This window comes from Zooshikella ganghwensis DSM 15267 (genome assembly GCF_000428585.1).
In the GTDB taxonomy this organism is placed as follows: domain Bacteria; phylum Pseudomonadota; class Gammaproteobacteria; order Pseudomonadales; family Zooshikellaceae; genus Zooshikella; species Zooshikella ganghwensis.
In genome coordinates, this window is sequence record NZ_AUAF01000195.1 from 1 (window position 1) to 6,992 (window position 6,992).

13 protein-coding genes and 1 pseudogene are annotated in these 6,992 nt (G+C 40.3%); 8 read left to right on the plus strand and 6 right to left on the minus strand.

All coding sequences use genetic code 11. The annotated features are described in order from the left end of the window. The first annotated feature begins 119 nt into the window (after positions 1–119). The 5 genes from F607_RS0123390 to F607_RS0123415 all read left to right on the plus strand — a co-directional run bounded on the left by F607_RS0123390 (position 120) and on the right by F607_RS0123415 (position 2,758). Positions 120–896 (plus strand): hypothetical protein, encoded by a 777-nt coding sequence (locus F607_RS0123390; protein WP_027710003.1) that lies wholly within the window; start codon positions 120–122, stop codon positions 894–896. A gap of 108 nt (positions 897–1,004) precedes the next feature. Beyond that, entirely contained in the window at positions 1,005–1,466 is a 462-nt protein-coding gene (locus tag F607_RS0123395) for a hypothetical protein (RefSeq protein ID WP_027710004.1), read from the plus strand. Between the two features lie 213 nt (positions 1,467–1,679). Then, positions 1,680–1,985 (plus strand): hypothetical protein, encoded by a 306-nt coding sequence (locus F607_RS0123405; protein ID WP_027710005.1) that lies wholly within the window; start codon positions 1,680–1,682, stop codon positions 1,983–1,985. A gap of 183 nt (positions 1,986–2,168) precedes the next feature. Continuing rightward, positions 2,169–2,372: a type II toxin-antitoxin system VapB family antitoxin gene (locus tag F607_RS0123410; protein WP_027710006.1), complete on the plus strand. Its 204-nt coding sequence runs from the start codon at positions 2,169–2,171 to the stop codon at positions 2,370–2,372. Further along, the gene (locus F607_RS0123415; protein WP_027710007.1) at positions 2,372–2,758 is read left to right on the plus strand and encodes a type II toxin-antitoxin system VapC family toxin; all 387 of its coding nucleotides are present in this window, start codon (positions 2,372–2,374) and stop codon (positions 2,756–2,758) included. Before F607_RS0123410 ends, F607_RS0123415 begins: the two co-directional genes overlap by 1 nt. A gap of 471 nt (positions 2,759–3,229) precedes the next feature. Here F607_RS0123415 and F607_RS0123425 read toward each other — a convergent pair whose 3' ends face one another. From F607_RS0123425 to F607_RS35855, 4 genes and pseudogenes are all read right to left on the minus strand, one after another. Further along, positions 3,230–3,607, minus strand: coding sequence for a hypothetical protein (locus tag F607_RS0123425; protein ID WP_027710008.1), 378 nt, complete (start codon positions 3,605–3,607; stop codon positions 3,230–3,232). An 84-nt stretch (positions 3,608–3,691) separates the two neighbouring features. Continuing rightward, on the minus strand, positions 3,692–4,168 hold the full coding sequence (locus tag F607_RS31425) for an Imm26 family immunity protein (protein WP_051311769.1): 477 nt from the start codon (positions 4,166–4,168) through the stop codon (positions 3,692–3,694). Between the two features lies 1 nt (position 4,169). Next, the gene (locus F607_RS35680) at positions 4,170–4,526 is read right to left on the minus strand and encodes a hypothetical protein (protein ID WP_230400456.1); all 357 of its coding nucleotides are present in this window, start codon (positions 4,524–4,526) and stop codon (positions 4,170–4,172) included. Positions 4,527–4,715: 189 nt separating this feature from the next. After that, positions 4,716–4,838, minus strand: a pseudogene (locus F607_RS35855) (RHS repeat-associated core domain-containing protein); the annotation flags it as partial. Positions 4,839–5,593: 755 nt separating this feature from the next. Between F607_RS35855 and F607_RS0123440 the strand changes: the two are divergent. From F607_RS0123440 to F607_RS0123450, 3 genes are read left to right on the plus strand one after another with little or no spacing between them, the layout of a single operon-like run. After that, positions 5,594–5,956: a helix-turn-helix domain-containing protein gene (locus tag F607_RS0123440; protein WP_051311771.1), complete on the plus strand. Its 363-nt coding sequence runs from the start codon at positions 5,594–5,596 to the stop codon at positions 5,954–5,956. A 3-nt stretch (positions 5,957–5,959) separates the two neighbouring features. Then, a complete protein-coding gene (locus F607_RS0123445) occupies positions 5,960–6,256 on the plus strand; it encodes a BrnT family toxin (protein WP_027710010.1) in 297 nt (98 codons plus the stop codon). A 2-nt stretch (positions 6,257–6,258) separates the two neighbouring features. Beyond that, a complete protein-coding gene (locus F607_RS0123450; protein ID WP_211233703.1) occupies positions 6,259–6,462 on the plus strand; it encodes a hypothetical protein in 204 nt (67 codons plus the stop codon). A gap of 45 nt (positions 6,463–6,507) precedes the next feature. On the opposite strand, the gene F607_RS0123455 is transcribed toward F607_RS0123450, so the two are convergent. Together F607_RS0123455 and F607_RS34345 are read right to left on the minus strand one after the other, a co-directional pair. Further along, complete coding sequence (locus F607_RS0123455; protein WP_027710012.1) at positions 6,508–6,726, minus strand: DUF7336 domain-containing protein; 219 nt, start codon at positions 6,724–6,726, stop codon at positions 6,508–6,510. Between the two features lie 15 nt (positions 6,727–6,741). Continuing rightward, positions 6,742–6,918, minus strand: a complete 177-nt coding sequence (locus F607_RS34345; RefSeq protein ID WP_157365581.1) for a hypothetical protein — start codon at positions 6,916–6,918, stop codon at positions 6,742–6,744. Between the last annotated feature and the right edge of the window lie 74 nt (positions 6,919–6,992).

Here is a 6,992-nt window from a genome sequence, read left to right on the forward strand (position 1 = left end):
GAGGTAGGAGGTAATAGACTTAACTAGGACAAGCTCGGTATTCTAGCAAATTATGAGCGTATGGTATTGATTAATGAGCGATTCAACAAAGCCCATGAACTGGCTGAGGTGTAGTTATTGTGAGCAGTAAAGATAGAATTACTCAAAAAGAATTAATCATCAAAAGTGCAATATATGTCGCAGTTATATATCTTATGTTTCCAACGTTAAGTTTTTTTATTAACGTGTTTGGAGCGTTTTATGCCGCTATTTGTTTAGGCTTATGGCTCTCATTTTCACTACAGTTAAGACCAACAAACCTAGTTTATACTTTTCTTCTTTCGGCAGTGCTTTTTAGTGTGGAATTTTATACTAATATAGCAGGTTGGTTTCCTGCTCATACCGTATTTACACTGAATGCGATGCCTAAAGGCATAGAGTTTTTTAAGTATCTATTTAAAGTTCCTTTTTATATTACTCTTATCATCTTGCTAGAACTCATCATTAGATTATTTCAGCTAATTTTAGATAGACCAGATTCATTTTATACTAGGAAATCTTATTGCCTATACTATAACGCTATTTTTTGGATGGCGTTGTTTAACTGGGTACTATGGGCAGATCAAAATCATGTATATATGAACATAAATGATATGTGGGGTTTTTTAACATTATCAGCCTTGATGTCAGGCTATATGACGATTTTGTATTTTGAAAAGTCAATTTCGATGCTAACTGTCATTTTTGGCATAGCTGCAGTAGTGTGGTTTCTATCTTTTTCAGTATTTGCGCCAATTAGCGAAAATGACCTTTGGTATCAGCAACGTTGGAGTATAGAGCTTATTCTGATCGTTATACTATGTTGGAAAGGAGGAAAGCGCAGAGAAACTGCTGAGCCAACGGATCCAGACACCTAATGGGGGTCAATAATTAGTGGACGACCCTGCAAACAGTCCACTATAAGTATACCTATAATGCACTAGCTGGGTAATGTATGCGGGCGTTAGGCTATTTAAAGATTGAGAATGAAGATAGATCGAGTAAAACCTCTATACAGAAAAGTTAACACTAAAGCACGGGGTGTTCATCACCACTCTGGTAGTAGCTATCGTTACGATAGGAACACTAAAGACGCTGAATCAGTAAAAATGAAAAAGGATGTCCAGCGGGGTTTAGACTATACGCCATTGTTTAGATTCCTACTCTCTAAGGTAGGTAAAAGATGGGATTCCGTCTTTAGTGAGGCTGTAGCCAGACTCGATAAGCAAGAGCCAATTTTTTGGATGGTCTCAATGGATATTGAAGATGCAGACGACTACATTTTAACAAGTGAAAGCAGCTACTTTAGTGGTTTATATGTAGATAAAGACGGCCTATTGCAAGTGGTAGCACCTGAGATAGATGAGACAAGCCTTTCGCCAGCTTGCAAATGCTGTACGCACACTTTTAACGGTAAGCCGTTTACCAAAAAGTTTAAGTTGGAGTAAAGTTGTCGCCTAATCGGGTAAGAGCCACTCCCCACCCACCTCCCTGGATACCCTGAGCCATAAGGCCTACAATGTGTTTGGCTTGCATCTGAGTGACGTTCATTAATAGTTAAGTTACCAAGCTCCACCAAGAGTGAAGAGATGAGTACATATTCATACGCATTCGTTTAAGTAAAGGAGAATGATATTTGGGCACTAGCAGATCCTCTCGTATTGGATGAAAATTATGAAGGAGTATTAGTACCAAAGGATCTAAATCCATATTGGGGGAAAAGTGCATATGCATACTTATATGATCTATCAGGTGAGCGCGATTTTCCAATCGACATGAGTAGTGAGCTTCAAAACTTTATAAAAGAGTGTTGGCAAGACGCAAATAGACCGTCTTGGTTATTATTATCTGAAATAAAATCGCTTATGGAGACTGATGATCAATTACCAGGTATGCCCGATACATTATTTACACTTTCCAAATATACCGACGACAAAGTAAGGTTAGTATTTTGGGCGGATCAATAGATAAACCTAATCGGGTAAGAACTGGTATCTAAACTGCTTCATTATTCTTCCTCAAAATAGCCGATAATCCAGCTTACCGGCTATGTAGATCCTTCCAAACTTTAAGTGCTGACTAATGAAAAACTTGCCAAGATTCAGATATTGATGCATATTATCATCACAATATGCATCAAGGATTCTGTTATGCGCACTACGGTTACAATTGACGATGATTTGTATGATAAGGCTCTCGAAATGGCCGACCCTGACATGGATAAGTCAGAGCTATTTCGAGAAGCCATCAAAACGTTTGTACGCGTTCAAGCAGCCAAACGTCTTGCTGCTCTTGGTGGTACTGCTCCCGATATGCAAGATATTCCACGTCGTCGAGAGGAGTCTAACCCATAATGAATGTACTTGTTGATACATCGGTATGGGTGGATCACTTTAGAAACCGCAATAATACTCTGATCAGCCTCATTCAAGCAGACTTAGCACTTACTCATCCCATGGTGGTGGCGGAAATTGCTTGTGGAACACCACCAGCTCCTCGATCCAGGACGCTTAGCGATATAGGGTTATTGCGTCCAGCAAACCAAGCAAGCTTAGATGAAGTGATGGAATTTATAGAGCGTGAAAAGCTCTATGGCCAAGGATGTGGGCTGGTAGATATTACATTACTTGCTTCCACACTAATTACCCCAGGTTCAACATTATGGACGCTTGATAGACGTCTTGCAGGCTTGGCGGAACGCTTCCAGGTTGACTATCAAGCAGCTACTCAGTGGAATTAAATTACTTCTGCTTTTCACCAGAACGAAACAGCCTGTGGTGTAAATATGTTCCACAGGGTTAATCTTGCTGAAGTATGCTTTAACCCAATACCCACTGTAGTCATAACAACACCCTTCCTCTTTTCTTAATCTATTGTAAATATTGATGTACATGGTTTGTATTCACTAACCAAAAACTTCCGATAACAAGGGTTATCGGAAGTTTTTTCGAGGGGGTTGGGTATTCTGGGGTGAGGGAGGAGCACTAAGGGCACCAGAATATAAATCAGTAGCAGCTTATATAGCGAAGAACTCAAACTGCAGATGGAAGCCCTACTGGATTTTGATGAAGAAGATCAGAAAGCGGCTAGAGCTGTACTGGAAGGTTTAATTCTAAGACATAACGCTAAAAAAACGTTATGGGGTAATTAAACCCATAATAAAAAGCCCACTGTTGTGGGCTCTTGTTATGCAATTAAATCAATAAACTTTCTAAGTTTCACTAGCAAAGTCAATCAGTAAATTTCTAGCCTCATAGCTTTTTGTTTCAGCAATTCTCTGATTTATAAACGTATCTACACCAGAAGTATTTAGGTTCGCTAAAATACTTAATAATATGTCCAGATAAGCTGCATCATCTTCTGACCAGCGTTGTTTAACCCATTCAAAAATAGCTCCCGACCTATTTTTATCTAATTTTTCATAAAAATCAGATAGAGAAAAAATCAAGTCAAGAAGCACTTCCGAAAACTCTTTTATTTCAACAGGCTCTGGATTACTAATTAACTCATCTAATAACTTAAAAATTAATGAAGAATCTTTGCTATCAAAGCATTCCTGCAGTTTATTTTTTATATCAAAATAACTCATAACTTTATGCCTATTCAGTTAGAGGTATATGAATGGCATTTATATGTATACGAGGTAATTATATTTGCAATTCCTTAATATTAATTATTCTCGAAGAAGTTTGGTTAGTTTGATTATTACTGCATCAGCACCAGAAAATCCATCTTGTGGCATTGTGCTAGCTTCTTCTTCAGTGATTGGAATAAAGTCTTTTGTTAGATGCTCGAGCTCCTCACTATAGAGTCTTTTACCCCACTTCCCTGATAAGGCATCTTGATGACAGAACTCAGGTACAGGCCAATCATCTGGATTCCAGTTCTTTAGGCTTCCACTCACTGTCCAGCTTTCTTCATGTAGCCCTAAATCTCCAAACCTACATATAAAAACGGCGGATTTAAAACTAAGCTTTCCAGACTTCTCAATTTCTAATAGCTCTTCAGGAGACTGATCAAAAAAATATCCCAAAATACCTTTAGCGCCTCGTCTTTTGGTCATTCTTGCAATAATACCAGTTGCTGTAGTGCCATCCAGCAGTGGCACTACAAACAAGTCACCTTCTTTATATTTCTGTTTACGTTTCATGCTATTCACCCGACGTTGCTGGTGTATTTGCGGAATTCATATAGAGTTCGCGCCTAGGGTTTGTAGGACTGATTGGATTTACCCTATTTAATGGTGGGTTATGTAGCTCATGGATTTGCTGCTCCCTTCCTCGCTGTTGGGAATAACTGTCTGTCCAAACATCAGGATGAAACTCATAACGCCTGAGGTTAGGATCTCTTCCATGCTCATACTCTCTACGATTCATGTTATTAGTGCGTCCAGTCCGCATCACTTGTCCAGTATAAGGGTCTACCAAGCGATATGTTCCTCCTGAAGGGTTATTTATTGAGCACTGGTTAGGACTGTACGTTCTTGGCCTCATGGTTTGGTACTGCATCAGCACCAACTCTAAATCTCGTACATCACGCTCATTGTATCTAACGTTAGTTGGCCTCATGGTTTGATAACGAAAACCAGGATCTATTGTCTGTATTTCCCTGGTTAACGCCTCTACCCTTGCCGCTGAGACTGTTTCAATCGAGTTAGGCTGATTGATATTGGCTCTGCGTCGAGATAATCCATCAGGGTCTACGCCATCAACAGGATTCCCCTCAACATACGCATAAGTATTTAGCCCACCATTTAACCCAATCGGGTCACTTTCGATGTAGCGTCCAGTAGTTGGATCGTAATCGCGGAAATAGTTGTAAACTAGGACGGCTTTGTGCGTCCGAGCCTAGCATCGGAGCACTTCGATGCAGTTTTCTGTTAAAGAGCGACCACCTCGATGCACTTTGATGATATCGAGGTGTGTTGTTGTTAAGTGTATCAGCAGCTAAGGAAGAAGCATGCCCTGTTATCGGTTCAATTGAGAAAGAGGGTGTCAGAATGAGTTGAGGTTAAGCAGCTAAAAGAAGGAAGTGATCAAGGCTTAAAAGTAATAGGGCTTAGCATATTGAGTCGTACTAGCAAGAGTTCAGAGCAGAGATGGTTAGCGTCAGTGTGATGGATGCAAAATTCCGATTTTTGGGAGCCTAAGAGGTGAATTTTGGGATTTTCCGACCAGTTTGGCGATAAGCCTTGTCAGCTCTGGTCTGTAGCGATTTAGGCGACCCCGACACCCCACCGACTTGGGGGCGACTTGACCCCGACTTCTAGCTTTTTTGCCTCGACCACCTAGGGTTTACCCCCGACCGGTTCGCATCGAACACACAGATTTTAGAGATTAGTCAGTCGTTGAGGAAGAGCTCGTTTGAGCTGCAGGCCATTATACAGCAGTCTATCAGCCAAGACTAGCTCACCGCATGTGTAGTGTATTTAAGAGCTCTCAATGTTCTCTACGTCGGCTTACAAAGCCTTTAGCTGCTCTCTTTTTAGCAGCTATAGAAGCAAGCATAGACTAATAAGTTAATAGTGATATATACTGCATAATAGATTTAATGCAATAGTCATGGCTTATTGGATATGTCAGCGCTTTCAGAACGTCTCAAGCTATTACGCTCTATGCGGAATATCACTCAGTCACGGTTAGCAGAACTGCTTGAGGTAGATCCACGCGTCTATAACCGTTGGGAGCGAGGTACAGCTGTCCCTCAGTTTGAAACGGTGGTGAGGATTGCGGATATCTTACAAGTCAGTCTGGATGAGCTGGCAGGTCGTCAACAGCCTTCCCAAGCGCTAAAAATTCATAACTATGAGTTGCATAAGCTGTATCAGCAAGTGGATAGCCTGCCTGATGATGAGCAAAAAGCATTGGTGCTGGTGATTGATAGCCTCATTAAGACGTCACAGATGACAGCCCAGCAAACATCAGCAGCTAAGCGGTAAGCTATGCAGTATAATTTTGAATGGGACCCTAACAAAGCATACAGCAATCGCCGTAAACATGGTGTGAGCTTTGAAGAGGCGACCAAGGTGTTTAATGACTCCTTGGCATTAACGATTTTTGATGAGGATGACTCTAATCCAGAGGAAGACCGCTGGATTACACTGGGAGAGGTCCAAGGTAGGCATTATTTAGTGGTGGTACACACTTATCGCGATGTGCAGCAAGATACGGTCACCATCCGTATCATATCCGCACGGCCTGCAACGAAAAACGAGATTAAGCAATACCAGAAAGGGTGATCATGATGCGTGACGAATACGATTTTAGCAAAGGTGAACGGGGCAAGTTTTTTAACCCTGAAGCTAAAAAGAATTTACCCGTTTATTTAGATGCTGAGGTATTAGAGTATTTCGCAGCACGGGCTGAAGCAAAAGGTATTGAACTGAACACCATGGTCAATGAGCTGCTAAAAAAGGATATTGCCTTGATTGAAGGGGTTAAATAAAAAAGCCTACATATGTAGGCTTTAAATAACAATAATAACTTCATATTATTCAATGGTTGAATACCCTTCAGACCAGTAATCTTGATCTATATGGTATTCACTTATTTCAAACCCATCAGGGCACTCTTTAAACCCTTCTAGTAACTGTAACTTACTAATTGCGGTTTGGGCTTTAAACTTCGATGAATAAACTCCAATTAATTTAATATCTTCAGTATTTTCCGAAATTTCATGCACATGATGTAATATGTAAACAGTATTCATCTAAAAGCCTTATTATTAAGGGTTTTGGAAAGATCGATCACCCCATTTTTTTATCTTATTGTGTTCAGTGTTAGGACCCTTTGGATAATTATTTGGACCATATTTATCATTGAGTAAACGGTCAGCAAATTTTTTCCCGCTTTCACCAACATATGGTTTTTCACCTTTTGCCGGCTTTGTTGAATCGCTCATTAATCAATCAATACCATACGCTCATAATTTGCTAGAATACCGAGCTTGTCCTAGTTAAGTCTATTACCTCCTAC

Excerpts from the sequence above, each read along its gene's own strand:
- F607_RS31425 (WP_051311769.1), bottom strand. The coding sequence starts at position 4,168 with ATGAAACGTAAACAGAAATATAAAGAAGGTGACTTGTTTGTAGTGCCA.
- F607_RS0123450 (WP_211233703.1), top strand. The coding sequence starts at position 6,259 with ATGATGCGTGACGAATACGATTTTAGCAAAGGTGAACGGGGCAAGTTT.
- F607_RS0123440 (WP_051311771.1), top strand. The coding sequence starts at position 5,594 with ATGTCAGCGCTTTCAGAACGTCTCAAGCTATTACGCTCTATGCGGAAT.
- F607_RS0123425 (WP_027710008.1), bottom strand. The coding sequence starts at position 3,607 with ATGAGTTATTTTGATATAAAAAATAAACTGCAGGAATGCTTTGATAGC.
- F607_RS0123395 (WP_027710004.1), top strand. The coding sequence starts at position 1,005 with ATGAAGATAGATCGAGTAAAACCTCTATACAGAAAAGTTAACACTAAA.
- F607_RS0123455 (WP_027710012.1), bottom strand. The coding sequence starts at position 6,726 with ATGAATACTGTTTACATATTACATCATGTGCATGAAATTTCGGAAAAT.
- F607_RS0123415 (WP_027710007.1), top strand. The coding sequence starts at position 2,372 with ATGAATGTACTTGTTGATACATCGGTATGGGTGGATCACTTTAGAAAC.
- F607_RS35680 (WP_230400456.1), bottom strand. The coding sequence starts at position 4,526 with ATGCAGTACCAAACCATGAGGCCAAGAACGTACAGTCCTAACCAGTGC.
- F607_RS34345 (WP_157365581.1), bottom strand. The coding sequence starts at position 6,918 with ATGAGCGATTCAACAAAGCCGGCAAAAGGTGAAAAACCATATGTTGGT.
- F607_RS0123445 (WP_027710010.1), top strand. The coding sequence starts at position 5,960 with ATGCAGTATAATTTTGAATGGGACCCTAACAAAGCATACAGCAATCGC.
- F607_RS0123410 (WP_027710006.1), top strand. The coding sequence starts at position 2,169 with ATGCGCACTACGGTTACAATTGACGATGATTTGTATGATAAGGCTCTC.